This window comes from Streptomyces sp. 840.1, assembly GCF_003751445.1.
Lineage (GTDB): Bacteria > Actinomycetota > Actinomycetes > Streptomycetales > Streptomycetaceae > Streptomyces.
In genome coordinates, this window is sequence record NZ_RJUU01000001.1 from 5469720 (window position 1) to 5492752 (window position 23033).

The 23033-nt window shown below is 72.8% G+C and carries 21 protein-coding genes; 8 read left to right on the top strand and 13 right to left on the bottom strand.

Annotated elements, in window-relative coordinates; all coding sequences use genetic code 11:
* Positions 1-119 precede the first annotated feature (119 nt).
* A complete protein-coding gene (locus tag EDD93_RS25020; protein WP_123527277.1) occupies positions 120-1421 on the top strand; it encodes a phosphodiester glycosidase family protein in 1302 nt (433 codons plus the stop codon).
* A gap of 113 nt (positions 1422-1534) precedes the next feature.
* Here the strand turns inward: EDD93_RS25020 and EDD93_RS25025 are convergent, their stop codons facing one another.
* The 5 genes from EDD93_RS25025 to EDD93_RS25045 form a co-directional block, all read right to left on the bottom strand.
* The gene (locus EDD93_RS25025) at positions 1535-3667 is read right to left on the bottom strand and encodes a 3-hydroxyacyl-CoA dehydrogenase NAD-binding domain-containing protein (protein WP_123527278.1); all 2133 of its coding nucleotides are present in this window, start codon (positions 3665-3667) and stop codon (positions 1535-1537) included.
* Positions 3664-4884, bottom strand: coding sequence for an acetyl-CoA C-acyltransferase (locus EDD93_RS25030; protein WP_123527279.1), 1221 nt, complete (start codon positions 4882-4884; stop codon positions 3664-3666). The genes EDD93_RS25025 and EDD93_RS25030 overlap by 4 nt, the downstream gene beginning before the upstream one ends.
* A 241-nt stretch (positions 4885-5125) precedes the next feature.
* Positions 5126-6400 (bottom strand): ribonuclease D, encoded by a 1275-nt coding sequence (locus EDD93_RS25035; RefSeq protein WP_185092434.1) that lies wholly within the window; start codon positions 6398-6400, stop codon positions 5126-5128.
* Positions 6401-6515: 115 nt separating this feature from the next.
* On the bottom strand, positions 6516-7178 hold the full coding sequence (locus EDD93_RS25040; RefSeq protein ID WP_024488613.1) for a response regulator transcription factor: 663 nt from the start codon (positions 7176-7178) through the stop codon (positions 6516-6518).
* Positions 7179-7463: 285 nt separating this feature from the next.
* On the bottom strand, positions 7464-8132 hold the full coding sequence (locus tag EDD93_RS25045; protein WP_123527281.1) for a DUF3000 domain-containing protein: 669 nt from the start codon (positions 8130-8132) through the stop codon (positions 7464-7466).
* Between the two features lie 92 nt (positions 8133-8224).
* Between EDD93_RS25045 and hemE the strand changes: the two genes are divergently transcribed.
* Positions 8225-9298, top strand: coding sequence for a uroporphyrinogen decarboxylase (gene hemE, locus EDD93_RS25050; RefSeq protein WP_123527977.1), 1074 nt, complete (start codon positions 8225-8227; stop codon positions 9296-9298).
* A gap of 21 nt (positions 9299-9319) precedes the next feature.
* On the opposite strand, the gene EDD93_RS25055 is transcribed toward hemE, so the two are convergent.
* Both EDD93_RS25055 and EDD93_RS25060 read right to left on the bottom strand, forming a co-directional pair.
* Positions 9320-10702, bottom strand: coding sequence for an FAD-dependent oxidoreductase (locus tag EDD93_RS25055; RefSeq protein WP_123527282.1), 1383 nt, complete (start codon positions 10700-10702; stop codon positions 9320-9322).
* Between the two features lie 83 nt (positions 10703-10785).
* Complete coding sequence (locus EDD93_RS25060; protein ID WP_123527283.1) at positions 10786-11739, bottom strand: DUF4349 domain-containing protein; 954 nt, start codon at positions 11737-11739, stop codon at positions 10786-10788.
* A gap of 127 nt (positions 11740-11866) precedes the next feature.
* Between EDD93_RS25060 and hemG the strand changes: the two genes are divergently transcribed.
* Positions 11867-13378 (top strand): protoporphyrinogen oxidase, encoded by a 1512-nt coding sequence (gene hemG, locus EDD93_RS25065; RefSeq protein ID WP_123527284.1) that lies wholly within the window; start codon positions 11867-11869, stop codon positions 13376-13378.
* A 4-nt stretch (positions 13379-13382) separates the two neighbouring features.
* Positions 13383-14117, top strand: coding sequence for a hydrogen peroxide-dependent heme synthase (gene hemQ, locus EDD93_RS25070; protein WP_123527285.1), 735 nt, complete (start codon positions 13383-13385; stop codon positions 14115-14117).
* 160 nt (positions 14118-14277) lie between these two features.
* Here the strand turns inward: hemQ and EDD93_RS25075 are convergent, their stop codons facing one another.
* From EDD93_RS25075 to EDD93_RS25085, 3 genes are all read right to left on the bottom strand, one after another.
* Positions 14278-15321 carry a TIGR04222 domain-containing membrane protein gene (locus EDD93_RS25075; protein WP_123527286.1) on the bottom strand — a complete coding sequence of 348 codons (1044 nt, stop codon included), beginning with the start codon at positions 15319-15321 and terminating at the stop codon, positions 14278-14280.
* Position 15322: 1 nt separating this feature from the next.
* Positions 15323-16633 (bottom strand): DUF692 domain-containing protein, encoded by a 1311-nt coding sequence (locus EDD93_RS25080; RefSeq protein ID WP_123527978.1) that lies wholly within the window; start codon positions 16631-16633, stop codon positions 15323-15325.
* 115 nt (positions 16634-16748) lie between these two features.
* On the bottom strand, positions 16749-17516 hold the full coding sequence (locus EDD93_RS25085; RefSeq protein WP_123527287.1) for a peptidyl-tRNA hydrolase: 768 nt from the start codon (positions 17514-17516) through the stop codon (positions 16749-16751).
* 71 nt (positions 17517-17587) lie between these two features.
* Between EDD93_RS25085 and EDD93_RS25090 the strand changes: the two genes are divergently transcribed.
* Genes EDD93_RS25090 through EDD93_RS25105 form a run of 4 tightly spaced genes read left to right on the top strand, consistent with a single transcriptional unit; the run spans position 17588 to position 20043 of the window.
* Positions 17588-18265 (top strand): AIM24 family protein, encoded by a 678-nt coding sequence (locus tag EDD93_RS25090; protein ID WP_123527288.1) that lies wholly within the window; start codon positions 17588-17590, stop codon positions 18263-18265.
* 11 nt (positions 18266-18276) lie between these two features.
* Positions 18277-19182, top strand: coding sequence for an ATP-binding cassette domain-containing protein (locus EDD93_RS25095; RefSeq protein WP_260255952.1), 906 nt, complete (start codon positions 18277-18279; stop codon positions 19180-19182).
* Positions 19179-19850, top strand: a complete 672-nt coding sequence (locus EDD93_RS25100; RefSeq protein ID WP_123527289.1) for an ABC transporter — start codon at positions 19179-19181, stop codon at positions 19848-19850. The genes EDD93_RS25095 and EDD93_RS25100 overlap by 4 nt, the downstream gene beginning before the upstream one ends.
* 13 nt (positions 19851-19863) lie before the next feature.
* The gene (locus EDD93_RS25105) at positions 19864-20043 is read left to right on the top strand and encodes a hypothetical protein (RefSeq protein ID WP_123527290.1); all 180 of its coding nucleotides are present in this window, start codon (positions 19864-19866) and stop codon (positions 20041-20043) included.
* Between the two features lie 20 nt (positions 20044-20063).
* Here the strand turns inward: EDD93_RS25105 and EDD93_RS25110 are convergent, their stop codons facing one another.
* From EDD93_RS25110 to EDD93_RS25120, 3 genes are all read right to left on the bottom strand, one after another.
* Positions 20064-20945 (bottom strand): polysaccharide deacetylase family protein, encoded by an 882-nt coding sequence (locus EDD93_RS25110; protein ID WP_185092435.1) that lies wholly within the window; start codon positions 20943-20945, stop codon positions 20064-20066.
* A gap of 140 nt (positions 20946-21085) precedes the next feature.
* Positions 21086-22465, bottom strand: coding sequence for an alkaline phosphatase PhoX (locus EDD93_RS25115; protein WP_123527292.1), 1380 nt, complete (start codon positions 22463-22465; stop codon positions 21086-21088).
* A 135-nt stretch (positions 22466-22600) separates the two neighbouring features.
* Positions 22601-23026, bottom strand: a complete 426-nt coding sequence (locus EDD93_RS25120; RefSeq protein ID WP_073734893.1) for an OsmC family protein — start codon at positions 23024-23026, stop codon at positions 22601-22603.
* Positions 23027-23033: the final 7 nt, after the last annotated feature.

The following is a 23033-nucleotide window of genomic DNA, read 5'->3' on the forward strand; positions in this document are numbered from 1 at the left end:
TTCTCCACGCAGCGGCTGTGGTTGATAGCATCCGCGCCGTCATATGACGAATATCCGGGGTGAATCCCCCGAGCGGTGCCGGCGGTTCGTCCGGTGTCCGGGGGCAGGGGAGCGATGGCGTGAACAGATGGTGGCCGGTCCGCGGCCTTGCGGTGTCCATCGCCCTGCTGGTCACTTCGTGCACCACGCAGGCGGGCGCCGGCCCCGACGGTGCGGGCGCGCGCCCGCACAGCCCGCTGCCCGGCTCCTCGCGCCCTGCGGACCGGCTGCCGGTGGGTGTCTCCTTCGACCAGTCGGTGCGCAGGCTCGCGGACGGGGCCCCGGTACGCGTGAGCGTGCTGACCGTGGCTCAGGGAGCCGATGCCGACGTCGAAGCAGGGCACGGGGGCGCCGTCGCGACGACCGCGACCGTCCGTGAACTCGCCCGGCGGGCCGGCGCCGCGGCAGCGGTCAACGGGACCTACTTCGACACCGACTCCCTCCTCTACAAGGGCGATCCGCTCGGGCTCTACGTGTCCCGCGGCGCCCTGCTGAGCGAGTCCGTGGGCGAGCGCACCACCCTGGTCCTGCCGGGCCCGGGGCTTCGCCCGTACATCACCGAGCTGCGTTCCTCCACGTCCGTCACCTCCTCCGACGGGGCGTCCGCGGTCGTGGACGGCACCGACCGGACCCCGGGCCGGATCCTGGGCTGCGGGGGAGTGGGCGGCGACCGGCTCGCGAGCACCGGTGCGAAGACCGTCGCCCCGCTTCCCGGCCAGGTCTGCGTCGACCCCGACGAGATCGTCGACTTCCCCGCGCAGTGGGGTGTGGCGACCCCCGCCGCGGGTCCCGGCAGCGTAGAGGTGCGGCTCGACGCGCGCTCCGTGGTCACCGGCGTGCACAGCCCCTCGGGAGGCCGCGTGCCGGCTGCGGGGCGCACGCTCGTGGGGACCGGCTCCGGTGCGGCATGGCTGCGCCGGCACGCGACGCCCGGCCGTACCCTCACCGTGGCCTCGCGGCTGACCGACGCCGAGGGGCGGCAGGTGGACCTCTCCCACGCCTCGCTCCTCGGGGCGGGCCCCGCACTGGTCCGCTCCGGCCGCGCGTGGATCAACACCACGGCGAACGGGGTGTCGGCGGCGGCCGCACGGACCCGCTCCCCCCGCACCGTGGCCGGTATCCGCCCGGACGGCACCCTGCTCCTCGTCGTCCTCGACGGCCGCCGCCCCGGGGTCAGCGAGGGGGCGAGCCTCGCCGAGGCGGCCGCCGTCCTGCTCTCGCTGGGGGCCGAGGACGCGATGAACCTCGACGGCGGCGGTTCGAGCACGATGGTGGTCCTGGACCGGGTCCGCAACAGCCCGACGGACCCGGGGAAGACGGCCGACACCCGCCAGCGCAAGGTCTCGAACGCCATCGTCGTCGTCCCGCGCCGAGATCGCTGAACACCCGGCCGCCCGCGCGGGAGCGAGCATCCGGAACACACGGACGCGCACACGCGGAACGGGCCGCACCGGAATCACCCGGTGCGGCCCGTTCGCGCGTGCGGCTGAGACGGTTACGCCGGAACGCTCGCCACGCCCTGCGCCAGGAACTTCTTCCCGTTCACCCGCTCGGAGACGCCCTCACGGTCCAGGTACGGCGTGATGCCGCCCAGGTGGAAGGGCCAGCCCGCGCCCGTGATCAGGCAGAGGTCGATGTCCTGGGCCTCGGCGACGACGCCCTCGTCCAGCATCAGGCCGATCTCCTGAGCCACCGCGTCCAGGACGCGGTCGCGGACCTGCTCCTCGGACAGGACGGTGTCGCCCTGCTTCAGGAGGGCGGCGACCTCCGGGTCCAGCTCCGGCTTGCCGGAGTCGTAGACGTAGAAGCCGCGCTTGCCCGCCTTGACCACGGCAGCCAGGTTCTGCGAGACGGTGAAGCGCTCCGGGAAGGCGCGGTTCAGGGTCTCGGAGACGTGCAGGCCGATCGCCGGGCCGACCAGCTCCAGGAGCACCAGCGGGGACATCGGCAGGCCGAGCGGCTCGATGGCCTTCTCCGCGACCTCGACCGGGGTGCCCTCGTCGATGACGTTCTGGATCTCGCCCATGAAGCGGGTGAGGATGCGGTTGACGACGAACGCCGGGGCGTCCTTCACCAGGACCGCGGTCTTCTTCAGCTTGCGGGCCACCCCGAAGGCCGTGGCCAGCGAGGCGTCGTCGGTCTGCTCGCCGCGGACGATCTCCAGCAGCGGGAGGATCGCGACCGGGTTGAAGAAATGGAAGCCGACGACCCGCTCGGGGTTCTTCAGCTTCGACGCCATCTCGGTGACCGAGAGGGAGGAGGTGTTGGTGGCGAGGATCGCGTGCGCCGGGGCGACCGCCTCGACCTCCGCGAACACCTGCTGCTTGACGCCGATCTCCTCGAAGACCGCCTCGATGATGAAGTCGGCGTCGGCGAAGCCCTCCGCCTTGTCCAGCACACCGGAGACCAGGGCCTTCAGGCGGTTGGCCTTGTCCTGGTTGATCCGGCCCTTGCCGAGCAGCTTCTCGATCTCGGCGTGGACGTAGCCCACACCCTTGTCGACGCGCGCCTGGTCGATGTCGGTCAGCACGACCGGCACCTCCAGGCGGCGCAGGAACAGCAGGGCGAGCTGCGAGGCCATCAGGCCCGCGCCCACCACGCCGACCTTGGTGACCGGACGGGCCAGGTTCTTGTCCGGGGCACCGGCCGGGCGCTTGGCGCGCTTCTGGACCAGGTTGAACGAGTAGATCCCGGAACGCAGCTCGCCGCCCATGATCAGGTCCGCGAGGGCCTGGTCCTCACGGTCGAAGCCGGCGGACAGGTCGCCGTCCTTGGCAGCGGCGATGATCTCCAGCGCGCGGTACGCGGCCGGGGCCGCCCCGTGCACCTTGGAGTCGGCGACGGCCTTGCCGCGGGCGACGGCCTGGTCCCAGGCGTCACCCCGGTCGACCTCGGGGCGCTCCACCGTGACCGTGCCGTTGAGCACGTTCGCGGTCCAGATCAGCGACTGCTCCAGGAAGTCCGCACCCTCGAAGAGCGCGTCGGCGATGCCGAGCTCGTAGACCTGCTTGCCCTTGAGCTGACGGTTCTGGTTCAGCGAGTTCTCGATGATCACCGAGACCGCGCGGTCCGCGCCGATCAGGTTCGGGAGCAGCGCGCAGCCGCCCCAGCCGGGGACCAGGCCGAGGAAGACCTCGGGCAGCGAGAACGCGGGAAGCGCCTTGGAGACGGTGCGGTACGAGCAGTGCAGACCGACCTCGACACCGCCGCCCATCGCCGCGCCGTTGTAGTACGCGAACGTCGGGACCGCGAGGCCGGAGAGGCGGCGGAAGACGTCGTGGCCGCCCTTGCCGATGGCCAGCGCGTCGCTGTGCTCCTTGAGCAGCTCGACGCCCTTGAGGTCGGCGCCGACCGCGAAGATGAACGGCTTGCCGGTGATGCCGATGCCGGTGACCGTGCCCTCGGCGGCCTCCTTCTCGACCTGGTCGATCGCGGCGTTCAGGTTCGCCAGCGACTGCGGTCCGAAGGTGGTCGGCTTGGTGTGGTCCAGGCCGTTGTCCAGGGTGATGAGGGCGAAGTTGCCCGCACCGCCCGGCAGGTCCAGGTGGCGTACGTGCGCCTGGGTGACGACCTCGCCCGGGAACAGCTCGGCCGCACCCTTCAGAAGCTCAGTGGTGGTCGTGCTCACTTGTTGCCTCCGTCGAAGTGCGGGTTCTCCCAGACGACCGTCGCGCCCATGCCGAAGCCGACGCACATGGTGGTCAGGCCGTAGCGGACCTCCGGCTGCTCCTCGAACTGGCGGGCCAGCTGAGTCATCAGCCGGACGCCGGAGGAGGCCAGCGGGTGGCCGTAGGCGATCGCGCCGCCGAACTGGTTGACGCGCGCGTCGTCGTCCGCGATGCCGTAGTGCTCCAGGAAGGCGAGCACCTGCACGGCGAACGCCTCGTTGATCTCGAAGAGACCGATGTCCGAGATGGACAGGCCCGCCTTGGCGAGTGCCTTCTCCGTGGCCGGGATCGGGCCGTAGCCCATGACCTCCGGCTCGACGCCCGCGAAGGCGTAGGAGACCAGGCGCATCCGGACCGGGAGGCCCAGCTCGCGGGCGACGTCCTCGGCGGCGAGCAGCGAGGCGGTGGCGCCGTCGTTGAGCCCTGCCGCGTTACCGGCCGTCACGCGGCCGTGCGGGCGGAACGGGGTCTTCAGACCGGCCAGGGACTCCATCGTGGTGCCCGGACGCATCGGCTCGTCGGCGGTGACCAGGCCCCAGCCCGTCTCGCCTGCCTCGGCGTTGGTGCGGCGCACGGAGACCGGCACCAGGTCCTGCTGGATCTTGCCGTTGGCGTAGGCCTTGGCGGCCTTCTCCTGCGAGCGCACGGCGTACTCGTCGGCGCGCTGCTTGGTGATCGAGGGGTAGCGGTCGTGCAGGTTCTCCGCGGTCATGCCCATGAACAGGGCGGACTCGTCGACCAGCTTCTCCGACACGAAGCGCGGGTTCGGGTCCACGCCCTCGCCCATGGGGTGGCGGCCCATGTGTTCGACGCCACCGGCGACCACGACGTCGTACGCGCCGAAGGCGATGGAGCCGGCCGTCGAGGTGACGGCGGTCAGGGCGCCCGCACACATGCGGTCGATGGAGTAGCCGGGGACGGACTGCGGCAGCCCGGCCAGGATTCCGGCGGTGCGGCCGAGCGTGAGGCCCTGGTCGCCGATCTGCGTGGTCGCGGCGATGGCGACCTCGTCGATCTTGGCGGGGTCCAGGTCCGGGTTGCGGCGCAGCAGCTCCCGGATGGCCTTCACGACGAGATCGTCGGCGCGGGTCTCGTGGTAGATGCCCTTCGGGCCCGCTTTGCCGAACGGGGTGCGGACGCCGTCGACGAAGACGACGTCCCGGATGGTACGAGGCACGATGGCTCTCCTCCAGGGTGCGGGATGGCACTGCTGCGGGGCACGCCCGGAAGCGCGCCGCCACCGCTCATGCTACTTGCGGGTAACCAGACTGCCCAGTCCTGGTGCCGGGAGCGGCGAAGGTCACATACGCGAAATGGCCCGGACGGCCCCCAAAACGGGTCGTCCGGGCCATGCGGCACGCGGCGGGCGGCCGAAGGCCGCGCAACCTGGCGTGAATACGCCCCTGTCCGATGCCCTCTCAGGCCTCCGGAGTCAGCGCGTCGAACAGCAGCGGGGCCACCTGCTCGATCTGCCAGTGCCGTGCGCCGTATCCGGCGAGGGCACTCTCCACCGCGTCCCGGGTCGGATTCTTCGGCGGCTCCCAGCACACACGGCGCACCGTGTCCGGCGTGATCAGGTTCTCCTGGGGCATGTGCAGCCGCTCCGCCAGCTCGGACACCGCGGCCCGCGCGGCGTGCAGACGGGCCGCCGCGACCGGGTCCTTGTCCGCCCAGGCGCGCGGCGGCGGCGGGCCCGTCAGCGGCTGGCCGGGCTGGGGGAGCTCCGTGTCGGGCAGCGCCTTGGCGCGCTCGACGGCCGCCTGCCACTGCTCCAGCTGCCGCCGCCCCATCCGGTGGCCGAAGCCGGGCAGCGCGGTCAGCGCCTGGACGTCGGCCGGGAGAGCCAGTGCGGCCTCGACGATCGCGCCGTCCCCGAGCACCTTGCCGGGTGAGATGTCGCGGCGCCGGGCGACCTGGTCGCGGGTGTTCCACAGCTCGCGGACCACGGCCATCTGACGGCGCCGGCGGACCTTGTGCATCCCGGAGGTGCGGCGCCACGGGTCCTGGCGCGGGGGAGCGGGGGGCGCCGCGGCGATGGCGGCGAACTCCTCCTGCGCCCACTCCAGCTTGCCCTGCCGGTCGAGCTCCTCCTCCAGGGCGTTGCGCAGATCGATCAGCAGCTCGACATCGAGGGCCGCGTAGCGCAGCCAGGGGTCGGGCAGCGGCCGGGTGGACCAGTCGACGGCGGAGTGGCCCTTCTCCAGCGAGTAGCCCAGCACGCTCTCCACCATGGCGCCGAGGCCGACCCTCGGGAAGCCCGCGAGCCGTCCGGCCAGCTCGGTGTCGAAGAGGCCGGTCGGGGTCATCCCTATCTCGCGCAGACAGGGCAGGTCCTGGGTCGCCGCGTGCAGGATCCACTCCGCATCGTGCAGCGCCTCGCCGAGACCGGACAGGTCCGGGCAGCCGACCGGGTCGATCAGCGCGCTGCCCGCACCGTCACGCCGCAGCTGCACGAGGTAGGCGCGCTGCCCGTAGCGGTAGCCGGAGGCGCGCTCGGCGTCGACGGCCACCGGGCCGGAGCCTGCGGCGAAGGCCGCGACCACCCGGGCCAGGGCGTCGTCGGAGGCCACCACCGGTGGAATGCCCTCGCGAGGTTCGAGCAAGGGGATCGGCGCCGGGGCGACGTCGTCCGGGGGGGCGCCCCCGGTGGTTCGCAGTGAAGTGTCTGCTGCGGTCTCTTGGGCGTCGGTCACGTGTCAAGGGTATCTGTGTATGCGCGGCGCCCGTCGACGGAACGTTCCGTCGACGGGCGCCGATGCACGTAAACCAGCCGGATCCGCATTTCTGCACACCGGCGGGGGTGTGGATTCAGTGGATGATGCCCGTTCGCAGGGCCACGGCGACCATTCCTGCGCGGTCTCCGGTGCCGAGCTTGCGGGCGATGCGGGCGAGGTGGCTCTTGACGGTCAGGGCGGACAGGCCCATGGAGACGCCGATGGCCTTGTTGGACTGCCCCTCGGCGACGAGACGGAGGACCTCCACCTCGCGGCCGGACAGTTCGCGGTAGCCGCCCGGGTGGCTCGGGGTGCCGGGAGGACGGCGGTGCATACGGGCGGCATTGGCGCCGATGGGGGCGACGCCGGGACGGGTGGGGTGGCCGATGTTGGTACGGGTGCCGGTGACGACATAGCCCTTGACGCCGCCCGCGAGGGCGTTGCGCACGGCGCCGATGTCATCGGCGGCGGAGAGGGCGAGGCCGTTCGGCCAGCCGGCGGCTCGGGTTTCGGACAGCAGGGTCAGCCCGGAACCGTCGGGCAGGTGGACGTCGGCAACGCAGATGTCGCGCGGGTTGCCGACGCGGGGGCGTGCCTCCGCGATGGACGACGCCTCGATGACGTCACGTACTCCGAGTGCCCACAGATGGCGGGTGACGGTGGAACGGACGCGCGGGTCGGCCACGACGACCATGGCCGTCGGCTTGTTCGGGCGGTAGGCGACCAGGCTTGCGGGCTGCTCTAGGAGAACGGACACCAGGCCTCCTGGGGAGTGGCGGGACGGGCCGGCTCGGGGATGAAGCCGGGGCGAACCGTGCTTGAAGGGTCATTGACCTCTTCGGCACGGGACGCCCGCTCCTTTAGAGGAAGATCACGATTTGGTGAGTAACAATTCGGGCAAATAGGACATGCGCTCGATTGTACGAAAAGAGCGCCGGTGCCTGTGCGAGGTTTATGACGCAGTGTCACGAAATGTGGATTCCGGGCCCGCCGCCACGAAATCTGCGGGCCCGTCGGCACGGAAACCTGCGGGCCCCCGCTGCTACGAAACCTGCGGTCCGCGCCGCTGCGGCAGCGTCACCACCGCCGCGTCGGCGGCGCCCGACGGCGGCAGACCGGCGATCTGGCACAGCAGGTCGCCCCACGCCATCAGATGCGCCGCCGTGTCCGGCACGCCGCCGCGCCCCTCGCGGGGCGTCCAGGACGCCCGGATCTCGATCTGTGTCGCCGGCCGCCGCGCGCCCAGGGCGCCGAAGTAGTGCGAGCTCGCACGCGTGACCGTGCCGCCCGCCTCGCCGTAGCTGAGGCCGCGCGCGTCCAGCGCCCCGGTCAGCCACGACCAGCACACCTCCGGCAGCAGCGGGTCGGAGGCCATCTCCGGCTCCAGCTCGGCACGGACCAGGGTCACCAGCCGGAAGGCCCCCTGCCAGGCCTCGTGCCCGGCCGGATCGTGCAGCAGGACGAGCCGGCCGTCCGCGAGATCGTCCTCGCCGTCGACGACGGCCGCCTCCAGCGCGTACGCGTGCGGAGCCAGGCGCTTCGGCGGCCGCGTCGGCTCGACCTCCAGTTCGGGGCGGAGCCGTGCCGAGCGCAGTGAGTCCACCGCCGAACGGAACGCGGGCGGGACGGAACCACCCTCCGAACTGTCGTTGCTGTCCTTGCTGTCGGTGCCGTCGGATTGACCGGAGAAGTGTCCCTGAGCCGGAGCCATGCGGGGAAGAGTAGGCGGAACCGGAGCCTCGCGCAGGGAGGGACACCCGTGCGGAGCCGGGCTCCTTCCGCATGCGTGCGAAGATTCTGTGCGTGAGTGCCAACGAACGCCCTTCGGGCCAGCAGACGAAGACCTCCGCCGCCTACGAGTCGGCGTTCCTCAAGGCGTGCCGGCGCGAGCCCGTACCGCACACACCGGTCTGGTTCATGCGACAGGCGGGGCGGTCGCTGCCCGAGTACCTGAAGGTGCGCGAAGGCATCTCGATGCTCGACTCCTGCATGATGCCGGAGCTCGCCGCCGAGATCACGATGCAGCCCGTGCGCCGCCACAAGGTCGACGCCGCGGTCTACTTCAGCGACATCGTCGTCCCCCTCAAGGCGATCGGCATCGACCTCGACATCAAGCCCGGCGTCGGACCGGTGATCGCCGAGCCGATCCGTACCCGGGCCGACCTGGCCCGGCTGCGCGATCTCACCCCCGAGGACGTCTGGTACGTCACCGAGGCCATCGGCCTGCTCACCGCAGAGCTGGGCTCCACCCCGCTGATCGGCTTCGCGGGCGCCCCCTTCACCCTCGCCAGCTACCTGATCGAGGGCGGGCCGTCCCGCAACCACGAGCACACCAAGGCCCTGATGTACGGGGACCCGCAGCTCTGGGCCGACCTGCTCGACCGCCTCGCCGAGATCGCCGGCGCCTTCCTCAAGGTCCAGATCGAGGCCGGCGCCTCCGCCGTGCAGCTCTTCGACTCCTGGGTGGGCGCGCTGGCCCCCGCCGACTACCGCCGCTCGGTGCTGCCCGCCTCCGCGAAGGTCCTCGACGCCGTCGCCTCGTACGGCGTCCCGCGCATCCACTTCGGCGTCGGCACCGGTGAACTGCTCGGCCTCATGGGCGAGGCCGGCGCGGACGTCGTCGGTGTCGACTGGCGGGTCCCGCTGGACGAGGCCGCGCGCCGCGTCGGCCCCGGCAAGGCACTTCAGGGCAACCTCGACCCCTCCGTGCTGTTCGCGCCGACCGCGGCGGTGGAGGCCAAGACCCAGGAGGTGCTGGAAGCGGCCGCCGGTCTTGAGGGCCACATCTTCAACCTGGGCCACGGCGTGACGCCGAACATGGACCCGGACGCGCTGACGCGGCTCGTCGAGTACGTCCACACCAGCACCGCCCGCTGAACCCCGGAGGGCGGGCGCCGCTCAGGCGGTGCCCGCCTTCCGTACGGCCGTCACGGCCTTGCGGGCCGCCACCAGGACGGGGTCCCAGACCGGTGAGAACGGCGGGGCGTACCCCAGGTCCAGGGCAGTCATCCCCTCGACCGTCATCCCGGCGGTGAGGGCCACCGCGGCGACGTCCACCCGCTTCGCCGCCCCGTCCCGGCCCACGATCTGCACGCCGAGCAGCCGCCCGGTGCGGTACTCCGCGAGCATCTTCACCGTCATCGGCCGCGCCCCCGGGTAGTAGCCCGCCCGGCCCGTCGACTCGATCGTCGCCGTGACGAACCGCAGGCCCACCGCGAGGGCGTCCTTCTCGCGCAGCCCGGTCCGCGCGATCTCCAGGTCGCAGACCTTGCTCACCGCCGTGCCGACCACACCCGGGAACGTTCCGTACCCGCCGGCGACGTTGGACCCGATGATCTGGCCGTGCTTGTTGGCGTGCGTGCCCAGCGCGATGTGCCGGGTGCGGCCCGCCACCAGGTCGAGCACCTCGACGCAGTCGCCGCCCGCCCAGATGTTGTCGTGGCCCACGACCCGCATCGACAGATCCGTGAGCAGCCCGCCGTGCGGACCAAGCGGCAGCCCGACCGCACGGGCCAGCGTCGTCTCCGGCTCCACGCCGATGCCGAGCACCACCACGTCCGCCGGGTACGAGTCGTCCGCCGTGTCCACGGCGCTCACCCGGCCGTCCGGCCCGGTGCGGATCGCGGTGACCCCGGCCCGGTTCACCGTGGTGATGCCGAGGGCGTCCATCGCGTCGTGCACCAGACGCCCCATGTCGGGGTCGAGCGTCGCCATCGGCTGCTCGCCGCGGTTGAGCACGGTCACCTCGAAGCCCCGCTTCAGCATCGCCTCCGCCATCTCGACGCCGATGTAGCCGGCGCCGACGACCACGGCGCGCCGGCCGGTCGCCCGGTCCAGGGAGTCGAGGAGCGCCTGTCCGTCGTCCAGGGTCTGCACACCGTGCACCCCGGGCGCGTCCATGCCGGGCAGCGCCGGACGCACCGGCCTGGCCCCGGTCGCGATCACCAGCTTGTCGAACCCGGTCCAGGACGTCTCGCCGGAGTCCCGGTCCACGGAGCGCACCCGCTGCCCCGCGACGTCGATCTCCGTCACCTCGGTGCGCATCCGCAGATCGATGTCCCGGGCCCGGTGCTCCTCGGGGCCGCGCGCGATCAGGTCGTCCCGCCGCTCGACGTCACCCCCGACCCAGTACGGGATGCCGCAGGCGGAGTAGGAGGTGAAGTGGCCCCGCTCGAAGGCGGTGATGCCCAGCTCGTCCGGCCCCTTGAGCCGGCGCGCCTGCGATGCGGCGGACATGCCCGCCGCATCGCCGCCGATGACCACCAGTCGTTCCGCCGTCATGACAGTCCCTTCGATACCCCGTCCGAAGGCCCACGCTACGGCGCCACGGTCCCCGGGGGCGCCCTGGCGCCCCCGGGAGGCGGTCACTCGCCCTCCGGCCCCGCCTTCCCGCGCCGGCGGCTCAGCCGCTGCCACAGGAGCACCACGACGGCCGCCACGGCCAGGAACGGGGCCGAGGCGCCCAGCGCCATCGTGAGCCACTTGATCACCGTCACGAACACGTGCCAGCCGCCGCTCAGGGCGTCCAGGAACCCCGGACCGTCCTCAGCGGCCGCCTTCGCGTGCGGCTTCGGCTCCGAGAGGTTGAGCGTGATCGTGGCCAGCGAGGTGCGGTCCTTCAGCGAGGCCTGCTCGGCGAGCATCGATTCGAGGGCCGCCTGACGGCTGCTCAGCTCGCCCTCCAGCGTCACCACATCGGACAGCTTGTCGGCCCGGTCCATCAGCTTGCGCACCCGCGCCACGCTCGTGCGCTGACTCGCGATCCGGCTGTCCACATCGACGACCTGGTCGGTGACGTCCTTGGCGGTCGACGTGCGCGACAGCAGCTTGCCCGTGCCCGAGAGTTCCCGCAGCACACTGTCGTACTCGTCCTGCGGAACCCGCAGCACCACGTGCGAGGAGGCCCGGGTGGCGTCGACCTGTTCGGTCTTCTCGTCGGCGATCAGGCCCCCGGCGGCCTCCGCCGTCGCCCGCGCGGCCGCCGCCGCCTCCGGCGCGCTCCTCACCTCCACGGACAGCGAGGCGGTACGGATGACATGAGCGGCGGCCGACGGGTTCGGCTTCTGCGCCGCCGAACCGCTCGCGCCCTCCCGCGCGCTCCCGGCGGCCGATCCGACGGTGTCCCGCTGGGCCGGGGCCGCGGCCCGCCGGTCGGCGCCCTTCCCGGAGTCGCCGTCGTCACCGGCCGTGCCGCAGCCGCTCAACGCCAGCACGGCGGTGAGCAGTCCGGCGGCGAGGGCGATCTGCCTGCGGCGGCCCGCCGGACGGCCCGTGCGGTCCGGATGTCTGTTCTCACGAGTGGCTGGCGCTTCATGCATAACTGTCCCCCCGGGACGGGTGATTGATGGTGCCGATTCGACGTACGAGGGGTCCGTCGGGGTTGCGCGATACCGGTTTCGAAGCAGTCACGGTCAGGACTCGGAACAGGTTTGAGAGAGTGGGGGTATGCAGCGTTCAGCAAACCGTTCGGACAGGGCCACGGGACACGTCGTCGTCATCGGCGGCGGCATCGCCGGACTCGCGGCCGCCAGGCGGCTTCTCGGCACCGGGCTGCGGGTCACCCTCCTGGAGGCGACCGACCGGCTCGGCGGCAAGCTCATGACCGGCGAGGTGGCGGGCGTCCAGGTCGACCTCGGCGCCGAATCGATGCTGGCCCGCCGCCCCGAAGCGGTCGGCCTGGCACGCGCCGTCGGGCTCGCCGACCGCCTCCAGCCGCCCGCCACGGCCACCGCCTCCCTGTGGACGCGCGACGCACTGCGCCCGATGCCCAAGGGCCATGTGATGGGCGTGCCGGGCGACCCGGCGGCGCTCGGTGAGGTGCTCTCGCCCGAGGGGCTCGCCCGGATCGCGCAGGAGCGCGACCTCACCCCGACCGAAGTCGGGGACGATGTCGCGGTCGGCGCGTACGTGGCCGACCGGCTGGGCCGCGAGGTCGTCGACCGCCTGGTCGAGCCGCTGCTCGGCGGGGTGTACGCGGGTGACGCCTACCGGATCTCGATGCGCGCCGCCGTGCCGCAGCTCTTCGAGATCGCCCGGCGGGGCGGCTCGCTGCTCGACGGCGTGACCCGCCTCCAGGAGCAGGCCGCCGCCCGGCAGCAGACCGGGCCGGTCTTCCAGGGCATCGCCGGCGGCATCGGCACCCTCCCGGACGCCGTCGCCGCCGCCGTGCGCGCGGGGGGCGGCGAGATCCTCACCGAGACCCCGGTGCTGGGGCTGACCCGTACCGCGAGCGGCTGGGACGTGCGCACCGACACCCGGGTGATCGCCGCCGACGGCATCGTCCTGGCCGCCCCCGCCTGGTCCGCCTCCACCCTGCTCGCCGCCGAGTCCCCGGCCGCCTCCGCCGAGCTGGCGGGCGTCGAGTACGCGTCGATGGCCCTGGTCACCATGGCCTTCCGCCGCTCGGACGTGGCCGCCGCCGGCACGCTCGACGGGCGCTCCGGCTTCCTGGTGCCCCCGGTCGAGGGCCGCACCATCAAGGCCGCCACCTTCTCCAGCCGGAAGTGGCAGTGGGTCGACGACGCGTCCCCCGACCTGTTCCTCCTGCGGACCTCGGTCGGCCGGTACGGCGAGGAGGACCATCTGCACCGCGAGGACGCGGAGCTCGTCGACGTGTCACGAAGCGATCTCGCGGCGGCGACCGGACTGGCCGCCCGGCCGGTGGCCACCGAGGTCACCCGGTGGATCGGCGGACTGCCCCAGTACCCCGTCGGCCACCTCGGGCGGGTCACCCGCATCCGGGACGAGGTCGCCAAGCTGCCCGCCCTGCGGGTCTGCGGCGCGGCCTACGACGGAGTCGGCATCCCCGCCTGCGTCGCGAGCGCCCACCGGGCCGCGGACGAGATCGTGGACGAGATCACGGGGCAGGCCGAACGGGAGAGCGCGGGGGAGGCGGCGGGGGAGATCATCGCCACGCCCACCCTGGTTCAGGGCACAGGGAGCGAGGCGGGACAATAGCCGTATGAGTGCTCCTGAGACTGTGACATCAAGCAAGGCCCCCAACGCCGGCAAGAAGGCGAAGGACCTCAACGACGTCGTCCGCTACACCCTGTGGTCCGTCTTCAAGCTCCGCGACGTGCTGCCCGCCGACGCGGACCGCGCCGCGTACTCCGGTGAGGTGCAGGAGCTGTTCGACCAGCTCGACGCCAAGGACGTCACCGTGCGCGGCACCTACGACGTCTCCGGTCTCCGCGCCGACGCCGACGTCATGATCTGGTGGCACGCCGAGACGGCGGAGGCCCTCCAGGAGGCGTACAACCTCTTCCGGCGCACCCGGCTGGGCAGGAGCCTCGTGCCGGTCTGGTCGAACATGGCGCTGCACCGCCCCGCCGAGTTCAACAAGTCGCACGTCCCGGCGTTTCTCGCCGACGAGACCCCGCGCGACTACATCAGCGTGTACCCCTTCGTCCGGTCCTATGACTGGTACCTGCTGCCCGACGAGGACCGCCGCCGCATGCTCGCCGACCACGGCAAGATGGCCCGGGGCTTCCCGGACGTGCGCGCCAACACCGTCGCCTCCTTCTCGCTCGGCGACTACGAGTGGGTGCTGGCCTTCGAGGCCGACGAGCTGCACCGCATCGTCGACCTCATGCGTCACCTGCGGGCCTCCGAGGCGCGGATGCACGTCCGCGAGGAGGTCCCCTTCTACACCGGCCGGCGCAAGTCGGTCGCAGACCTGGTGGCCGGGCTCGCGTAGCGAGCGGGTTCCGACCACCCCAACCCGGAAGATCAGACGGCGGGCACACGGCACTGTGTGCCGCCCGCTGTTCCAGCGACACCGGGTTCGGCTCCTGGTGCGGCGCGCAGCCTGCGCGCCGCACCGGCGTCGTTTTACGGGGCCTGCGCGCCGCGGACGTTCATGAGCTGCTGCCGCAGCTGGACCCCGAACTGCAGCTGGACCCTGAACTGCAGCTGGACCCCGAGCTGCAACTGGACCCCGAGCTGCAGCTGGACCCCGAGCCGCCGCCGCAGCTCGACCCACCGCCGCAGCTCGATCCCGACCCGCAGCCGTCACCACCCCCGCCGGTGTGCCCCGACGAGCCTCCGCACCCGCCGCCCGGCGCCGTACCGGCGCACCAGACTGTCGCGGCGAGCAGGGCGTCGGAGGACCCCGAGTTCGGGTACGACGAGGTGGACGCGGCGGCCGGCCCGAACCTGGACGCGGTCAGCAGGTGTGCCCGCAGCTCGGGATCGGGGACGGCCCGCGGCCCCTTGGTCGCCACCAGATGGGCCGGATCGGTCCGGTACGCGTTGGCGGTACGGTACTCGGCGCTGGCCCTGCGGCCCGCCTTGGTGATCCGGAAGCGCGAAGTGGCCGCGCAGACGAAGCCGATGGCGGCTCCGACGACGAGCGGCAGGAACACCTTCGCGAAGAACGGGAAGTCCTCTCCGCCGACGGTCTCCGACGAGACGAACTCGTTGATGGTCACCGCGACGGAGGCCGGGATGGCGAGCACGCAGAGCACCCCCTGCGCCATGCCCCAGCGCGTCCGGTGCCGGCTCGCTCCGGGCGTGCTCAGCAGACCGCGCGCCGCCAGGCCGTCGCCGATCTCCTGCACCGCGGCATGGCGCATCGTCGCGATCCGCAGGGTGTGCAGCGCGCCGCTCGGGGCCGAGGCGTGCTCCTGGAGGACGGCCCGCTCCACCGGGTCGTGAGCGACCGGCCGTTGGACGGCGACGATGCCGGGCCCGCCGACCGCGAGCCGGCCGTCCGCGTGCATGGCGGCGAGCGCGGTGTCCACGACCCGGCCGGGCCCCCCGTGCAGGAAGGCCACCTCGTAGAGGTCGTGGAGGGGGCCGCCCGGCCCGCGCCCGGCGCGTTGCGCCGCCCGGATCAGCAGCGTCGAGGAGACCGCGACGGCGGTCACCATGAGCAGGGCCGCGATGTTCGTTCCAGACATGTCATCGCCCCGCGAGCACGGTTCGGGCGGCCCGCGCCAGCCGGGTGGTACGCCGGGGAGGCCGCGGTGCTGCCCGGTCCTGCCACCAGTGGGTCAGCCGCCGGCGGGCAGCCTTGTCCTCGGGGCGGCCCGCGATGAGCAGCTGCTCCGCGAAGTCGAGCGCGTCGCGCCGGTATCCGGCGGACATCGGGCGGCCCTTGGCGTACGCGAGGAACGCGGCCCGGTAGGACGGCCCCAGGATCTCCGGGAGTTCGGGTGCCACCTTGGCGACGACATCGGCGCGCTTGGCGGCCAGCGCCCGGCTCTGCACACCGAGCCGGTGCTGGTCGAAGCCCTCCGGTACGGGGCTGCCGGCGACCAGGGCGGAGAGCAGCGAGGTCTGTGCCACCGCGACCCGGTCACGGGCGGCGTCAGACCCGCCGGACCCGCCCGCCGGGGCGGGAGCGGGGGCGGCCGACGGCCCGGCGGACCGCGTCCGGGGCACCCCGGCCCGGCCCGCGTCCAGCGTGGCCCGGATCGCGTCCAGTTCGCCCGCCAGCTCGGCGGCGGGCGGGAAGTCGTCGTCGCGCTCCAGCAGTACCCCGGGCGGGCTGACCCGGGAGCGCAGCTCGGCCAGGACCGCCAGGACCGGTTCGGTGACCGGGTGGGCGTGCGTGTCGTGCCAGACGCCGTCCTTCTCGACGCCGCCCGCCACGTGCACGTACGCGATGGCCTCCACCGGCAGCTCGTCGAGGGCCGTGGCCGGGTCCTCGCCCCGGTTGACGTGGTTCGTGTGCAGGTTGGCCACGTCGATGAGCAGCCGGACCCCGGTGCGCGCGACCAGCTCGGCCAGGAACTGGCCCTCGGTCAGCTCCTCGTGCGGCCAGGAGATCAGCGCCGCGATGTTCTCCAGGGCCAGCGGCACGGGAAGCGAGTCCTGCGCGATCCGCACGTTCTCGCACAGCACGTCCAGCGCGGCCCAGGTACGGGGCACGGGCAGCAGGTGTCCTGCCTCCAGGACGGGCGAGGCGGTGCGCGGGCCGCCCGCCCGTACGAACGCGATGTGCTCGGTCACCAGCGGTGTGCCCAGCAGCGCGGCCCGCTCCGCGAGGGCGGTGAGCCGGCCGGGGTCGGGGCGGTCGGCCCCGCCGAGCCCGAGCGAGACCCCGTGCGGCACCACGGTGACGCCGCGCTCCCGCAGCCGTGCCAGGGAGGCGGGCAGATGGTCGGCGCAGAGGTTCTCCGCGACCGCCTCCACCCAGTCGATCCCCGGCAGCGCCTCAACCGCGTCGGCGATCTCCGGCCGCCAGCCGATTCCGATACCCAGCTTCATGGTGTCCCCCCACTGCTCCACTTCGTGCAGGTGTCATGGCCCCGGCACCCGCCGCTGAATCCGATGAGGGAGACGTTCAGAGCTCGATTTGAGGTTCCCGGAAACCGTGCGGTGCCTACGGCCTGGGAAGCGCCGGCAGGGAGCCGACCCGGTGGGCGCCCTCGGCCACCACCGTCTTGCCGGGGGCGATCTCGGTGAACCCCGCATCCTCCACCACCGGCAGCCCGCTCACCGTCAGTTCCCGCCAGCGCTCCTTGCTCGCCGTGGCGACCGAGAGGGGGAAGCCCGCCTCGCGCCACGCCGTGCGCTCCGGCCCGGAGAGATCCCACCAGGCGAGCTGCGCCCCGTGCCCGACCTGCGCCATCTCCTTGCCGGCCGACATGTCGAGCTCCGGGTTCAGCCAGAGGACCGGCCCGGCGAGGTCCGGCGCTGCCGGCGGCTCGGGGTCGTCCAGCTCCGTCCCCGAGACCTGCAGCTTGGCGAGCTCCTTGGGCCAGCCGTCCAGCGGCACCGGCGGGAAGACCCGCACCTCGGCGCTCCCGCCCGTGACCGTGATCCCCGGCAGCGCGCAGGCCTTGCGCCACTCCGCGCCGCGCGCCCGCCGCACCACCTTGCGGATCCGGGCGTCCTGCCAGTCCCGCATCGCCTGCGCCCATTCGCCCTCGCCCAGCGACCGTTCGTCGGAGAGCATCACCAGCACCGCACGGGCCGCCGTGCGCAGGGCGTCGGTGCGGGCCGGGGGAGCCGTCTTCTCGATGTGGACGACCAGCGGGAGTACGTACTGCTGTGCTTCGTCCCGGTTCGTCCGCTCGGGGCGGAACGGGCTGTCCGCGGGCAGGCCGGCGGTCTCGGACGGGGATGCGGGGGTGTCGTTGCTGCTCACCCGTCCAGTCTGCCAGTCGCCCGGAATCCGGCTCTTGGCGGAATGAATCCGTCCGGGTGAGGATGCACCGCATGAAGAGCGATCTATTCTCCAGCGAGCACATGGCGGAGCAGGCAACCGCCCCCGGAATGACCCTGCAGAACGCCAAATCGATCAAGTACGCGGTCAGCGGCGAGATGCACGCCCGCCAGGGATCGATGATCGCCTTCCGGGGCGACCTCCAGTTCGAGCGCAAGGGGCAGGGGCTCGGCGGCATGCTCAAGCGTGCCGTGACGGGCGAGGGCCTGCCACTGATGGCGGTGCGCGGACAGGGCGAGGCGTGGTTCGCGCACGAGGCGGCCAACTGCTTCATCGTGGAGATGGAACAGGGCGACGTCCTCACCATCAACGGCCGCAACGTCCTGTGCTTCGACGCAACCCTCACCTACGAGATCAAGACCGTGAAGGGCGCCGGGATGACCGGCGGCGGCCTCTTCAACAGCGTCTTCAGCGGATACGGAAAGCTCGGCCTGATGTGCGAGGGCAACCCCATCGTGATCCCCGTCACGCCGCAGCAGCCGGTGTGCGTCGACACGGACGCGGTCGTCGGCTGGAGCGCCCACCTCACCACGTCGCTGCACCGCTCGCAGAGCGTCGGCTCGATGCTGCGGGGCGGTTCCGGCGAGGCCGTCCAACTGCGTCTCGACGGCGAGGGGTTCGTGATCGTACGGCCCAGCGAGGTCAAGCCGGAGAAGGCGTCCGCCAACTGAGTACGGACCTCCTGCGGCTGCGTGGCGTGGGCCGGCGGTACGGACTGGCGGGCCCCTGGGTGCTGCGCGGGATCGACCTCGGTCTGCCCGCGCGCGCCCTGGTCCGGATCGAGGGGGCCAACGGCACCGGGAAGTCCACCCTGCTGCGGCTACTGGCCGGCGTCGACGCCCCCACCGAGGGCCGGATCTCCGGCGGCCGCCCGCGCACGGCGTACGTCCCCGAGCGCTTCGCGGCGGCGCTGCCCTTCACCGCGTCCGGCTACCTCGTCCACCTCGGCCGGATCCACGGGCTGCGCACGGCCGAGGCGGCCGCACGCGCGCAGGCGTGGCTGACCCGCTTCGGCGCCGCCGGGCACGCCCGCACCCCACTGGCCGAGCTGTCCAAGGGCACCGCCCAGAAGGTCGCCGCCGCACAGGCGCTGCTCGCCGAACCGGAGCTGCTGGTACTGGACGAGGCCTGGACCGGCCTGGACACCGCGGCCCGCGGCGAACTGGACCGGGCCGTCGCCGAGCGGGTCGCCGCCGGGGCCACCGTCGTCTTCGTCGACCACGACCCGCACCGGCTCGCGGGCGCCGTCGACCACGCCTTCCGCGTCGAGGCGCACGGGCTGCTCGCGGTACCCCTCCCTCCTGCCGGGACGCGCACCGGCCCCCGGGTCCGGATCGAGGCGGCCGGCCCGCCCGGCAGCCCGCTCCCCGCCGCGCTGCCGGGCGATCCCGGCCGGGCGGACGGCGCGGACGGGGCCCTGCTGCTGACGGTCGCCGCCGAGCACTCCGACGCCCTGCTGAGCGCCCTGCTGACGGCCCGCCCGCCCTGGCACATCCGCCGCCTCACGCCCCTGCCCGAAACGGCCGGGCGGCCCACCGGTACCGCCCCGCCCCGGGCCCCCGCCGCCGCCCCCGGCGAGGCGCCATGAGAGCCCTCATCCGCTACCAGGCCGCCCTGCTGCTCCGCTCCCAGCGCTGGCTCGCCCCTGTCCTCCTGTACCTGGCCTTCCTCGGCATCGGCGTCCGCCCGGGACAGCCCGTGCTGGACTCGCTCGGCTACGCCTCGGCCGGACTGCTGCCCGTCAGCGCGTGGCTCGTGCGGATCTGCGCCGGCCAGGAGCCGCCCGCCGCCCGGAATGTCGTCGCCGCAGCCGTGGGCGGGGCACCGCGGGCCCATCTGGCCTCGCTGCTCGCGGCGCTGGGGTGCGCCGGGCTGCTGGGCGCGGCCGCCACCTCGGCCGTGCTGCTGATCAGCGATCCGGCCGATGCCCGCCACACCGTCCGGGTCCCGCTGCCCGCCGCCGGGTGCGCCGGGCTGCTCGCGGCCGCGTGCTGCGTCCTGCTGGGGGCGGCGGCCGGGGCGCTGTGCACCCGTCCGCTGCTCAACCGGCGCGGGTGGTCGGTCGCCGCTACGGTGCTCGCCGTGCTGCTGGCCCTGGTGACCAGCGGATCGCCCGCGAAGTACGCGGTGACGGGCCTGGTCACCGGTTCGCTCACCGGCACGGTCCATGTGCCGGTGGTTCCCTTCGCCGGTGCCGTGGCTGTGGCGGCCGTGTCCGTCGCGCTCGCCTGCAGGCTCACGTCCGTACGCGGCTGAGTAGGCTTGCGCCATGGACCGGAGGGTGGATGACGGTGTGAACGAGAGCGTGGACGAGTCGGCCTGCGAGCCGCGGTTCGCGGAGTGCGTGCTGTGCCGGAAGCCGACCGAGTACCCCGAGTCGGTCAAGGGGATCACGCTCTGCCCGGTCTGCGAATGGCAGGAGGCCCAGCGCACGGCCTGCTCGGGCTGACGCCTCGGCCCGGCTGGTGCTCAGCCGGTCATCAGCTCGGACACCTTCACGAAGCGGTATCCGCGCTTCCGTAGCTCGGGCACCACCTGGCCGACCGCCTCGGCGGTGACCGGTGCCGCGCTGCGGGTGCAGTGCATGACCACCAGTGAACCGGGCTTCACCCCGTCGAGCACCTGCTCCGCCACCGCGTCCGCGTCCGTCGCGAAGGCGTCGCCGCTGACCACGTCCCACTGCACCGCGGTCACCTTCTGCGCCGCGAGCGCGCGCAGCGAGTCGTCGTCGTAGCAGCCGCCGGGGAAACGGAAGTACGGCACCACGTTGCGGGCGCCGGTCCGGCGGATCGCGCCGAAGGCCCGCTCCACCTCGCCGCCGATCTCCTCGCTCCCCATCGTCGGCAGCCCGTAACAGGGCGAGGTGAAGGCGTAGTGGCTGTAGGAGTGGTTGGCGATCTCGAAGAGCGGGTCCGTGCCGATGGAGCGGGCCTGCGCGGGGTACTCCTCGGCCCAGCGGCCGGTCATGAAGACCGTCGCCGGCACCTTCAGCCGGCGCAGCAGCCCGATCAGCTCCGGGTTGTCGAAGTGCTCCCCCTCGGCCGCGCGTGGGCCCTCGTCGGCCGTCATGTCGGCGTCGAAGGTGAGCGCGACGACCTTGTCGGCGCTCTTCGGGCCCCGTTCGACGACGCGGGCGAGACCTGCCGGTCCCGGGGCCATGTTGGGCGGCTTCCCGGTGGCCGGGGGAGCGCTCGAAGGGGCTCTGGAAGGGGCGCGCGAGGAGGCGCCCGAGGGAGCGGCGGCCGAGGCTGCGGGCCGGTCGGCGGGCGAGCCTCCCGGAGTGCTCCCGCAGCCGGTGAGGGCGCTTCCGAGCACCACGCTCAGAACGGCGATAGCGGTCACAGTGGTCATTTTCCGTACAGATGTTGTCATTATCGGAAAATAACTGATCAGCCGTCACCGGTCCGTCCGCGCCGCCCCCGCGCCGCGCAGCGGCCCCCGGACGGCGGTGGGTCGGGCGCGGCCGCCGCCGTCCGGGGTGCCTCAGCCGGTCAGCGCCACGGGCCCGTCACGGCGAACGTGGTCCCGGGGGTGTAGCAGTTCATGAACATCGTCCGGTAGTCCGGGTCGAACGTGACCCCGGCGAACTCGCCCCACTCCGGCTCCTCGGGCGTTCCGATGTTCTGCCGGCCGCGCGCCATCGCGTACACCTCACCCCGCCTGGTCAGGCCGAACACGTGCTGGGCGCCACCGCCGTCCTCGCACACCATCAGGCCGCCGTCGGCGGCCAGCGTGATGTTGTCCGGGGACTCGCCGGGCAGCTGGATGTCCGTGTCCGGCCCGAAGACGATGACCAGGGTCAGCCGGCGCCGCTTCGGCTCGTACCGCCAGACCTGCCCGAAGTGGTCGGCGGCCGATCCCTCGGAGCTGTGGGCGAAGCTGGAGACGAAGTAGACGCAGGCGCCGCCCCAGTAGCAGCCCTCCAGCTTCTGGCCGTGGGTGATTCCCTTCGGTCCGAAGTCCTGGAACCGGATGGGCGTCCCGGCCGCCAGCGGGTCGGGTACGGGGACCCACTCGATGCCCTCGAAGCTCGTCCCGGTCTCCTGCACCGCCGAGAGGTCGGGGACGCCCGGCACCCGCATGGCCTCCAGCTGTCCGCCGGCCCGGAGCGAGCCCGTGCCGCCGAGCGGTTTCTCCGGCAGGAAGCGGTAGAAGAGGCCGAACGGCTTGTCGAACGCGTCCTCGGTCTCGTAGACGACACCGTTGTGCGGATCGATCGCGATCGCCTCGTGCTGGAAGCGGCCCATCGCGGTCAGCGGCACGGCTCCGGTGCGGCGCGGGTCGGCGCCGTCCACCTCGAAGATGTAGCCGTGGTCCTTGGTGTAGCCGTTGGTGCCGGCCTTGTCCTCGGTCTCCTCGCAGGTCAGCCAGGTGTCCCAAGGAGTGCGCCCGCCGGCGCAGTTGACGGCCGTACCGGCGATCGCGACGCGTTCGGACAGGACGCGGCCGCCGCCGTCGAGCTCAAGGGCCGTGCAGCCGCCCTTGCCCATCGGGTCGTAGGTCAGTCCCTCGACGACCGGCACCGCGATGGCCGCGTCGACCCGGTTCTCGTGGTTGCGCACCAGCCGGACGTGCCCGCGCCGGCCGGCGAACGCGGCCATGCCGTCGCAGTGGCTGGGGACCGGGCCCTCGCCCGAGCGGAGCGGGTCGCCCTCGCGGGAGAGCACCCGGTAGCGGAAGCCCTTCGGCAGATCGAGCAGTCCGTCGGGGTCGGGCACCAACGGGCCGTAGCCGGCGTGTCCGTGGGCGGCGGCGGTACCCGCGAAGAGTTCGGTGAACACCCCGGCGAAGGCGACCGAGGCGACGGCGGCGCCGGTGCCTGCCAGGACCTGACGTCGTGTCGCGGGCTGCTGTGCTGCTGCGGATGACATGAGGCAACTTCCTGTTGGGGACAGGAGCAGTGACCCGCACGTGTGTACCACGCGTCACACCGCGCGGGAACCGTGCGAGCCACTGGCCTCATGCGTGTCCCGGGCCCTCAGCGCCTCTCAGGCCCGGCGGGTGCCTCAGGCGAGCGACGCGCTCAGCGTGATCGTCGTGCCCGTCAGTGCCTGGCTCACCGGGCAGTTCGCCTTCGCGTCCTCGGCCGCCTTGACGAAGCCCGCCTCGTCGAGACCGGGCACCTCGCCCTCGACGGTGAGGTGGATACCGGTGATGCCGGTACCCGGCTGGAAGGTGACCTCGGCCTGGGTGTTCAGCCGGGTGGGCGGGGTGCCGGCCGTGGCCAGACCGTTGGACAGCGCCATCGAGAAGCAGCTGGAGTGCGCTGCCGCGATGAGCTCCTCGGGGCTGGTCTTTCCGTTCGCCTTCTCCGCGCGGGACGGCCAGGAGACCGGGTACTCCCCGATGCCCGAGGAATCGAGGGTGACGACGCCCTTGCCCTCGATCAGGTTGCCTTCCCAGACCGTGTGCGCCTGACGCGTGGTAGCCATGCTGGTT